This is a genomic window from Bacillus sp. JJ634 (genome assembly GCF_036962285.1).
Lineage (GTDB): Bacteria > Bacillota > Bacilli > Bacillales > DSM-1321 > Peribacillus > Peribacillus asahii_A.
Window position 1 is genome coordinate 1 of the sequence record NZ_JBALMU010000170.1, and the last position, 1,178, is coordinate 1,178.

Consider the following 1,178-nt stretch of genomic DNA (forward strand, 5'->3'; position numbering starts at 1 on the left):
GTCTAACTCTTTAAATTCATTATGATCCGACAAAATTAAAATTAAATCAGATCCATTTACTGCATTTTCTATATTTTCAATTATAAAATCTGCTTTTACATGTGGATCAAACGCTCTTACCTCATATTTATCTTGTGCTTTTAGCATTTCGTAAATCTCTAATGCAGGGCTTTCACGAATATCATCTACATTTCCTTTGTATGTTAACCCAAACACAGACACTACTTTCCCCTGAACATTGTCCATTAATTTATTTACGTTCTCTACTACATATTCAGGCATTGAGCAGTTAATTTTTCGAGCTAAATTAATAAGTTGAGCTGTTTGTGGTACTTTTGCTACGATAAAATAGGGGTCAACTGCTAAGCAATGGCCACCAACGCCAGGTCCTGGTGTATGGAGATTAACCCTTGGATGCTTGTTCGCCATTTGAATAACATCTAAGGCATTAATTTCTAATTCATTACACACTTTTGCTAATTCATTAGCTAATGCAATATTGACATCTCTAAAGGTGTTCTCCATTAATTTAGACATTTCAGCTGTCTTAGCATTTGTTTTTATAATTTCACCTTTTACAAACGTGCTATAAACCATAGCACCCGCTTCCGTACAGTTCGGCGTAACTCCCCCGACAATTCGGTTATTGTAAATTAATTCATGTAGAATTTGACCTGGAAGTACACGTTCTGGACAATGTACTAAGAAAATATCTTCTCCGACAACAAATCCAGCTTGTTCCACTAATGGTTTTACTTCATCATCCATACTTCTAGGAGCAATGGTTGATTCAACAATCAATACATTTCCTTTTTCTAAATAGGGAATCACACTTTTCACAGCACTCAATACATAAGAAAGATTACATGATTTATACTCATCTTCATGGTTTGGTGTTGGAACTGATACAATAAAAGCATCCGCTTTTTCTGGCTGTAAAGCGGCATGGAATGTTCCTTTCTCAATGACCTCATTTAAAGCCTCTTGTAATCCTGGCTCTTCAATATGAATTTTCCCTCCATTTAATGATTCGATTACCTTCGGACTGATGTCAACTCCTACTACCTCCACAGCATGTTTTGCAAACATAATAGAAGTTGGCAGACCTATATATCCTAATCCAATTGTACAAATTTTCATTTTTATCCCTCACTCTACTTTTCACTGGTTTATTTCAT

Annotated in this window: 1 protein-coding gene; it reads right to left on the reverse strand. The window is 35.2% G+C overall.

Annotated elements, in window-relative coordinates; genetic code table 11:
• On the reverse strand, positions 1–1,140 hold a 1,140-nt coding region (locus tag V7068_RS20355), incomplete at its 3' end, for a nucleotide sugar dehydrogenase (protein WP_499714302.1).
• Positions 1,141–1,178: the final 38 nt, after the last annotated feature.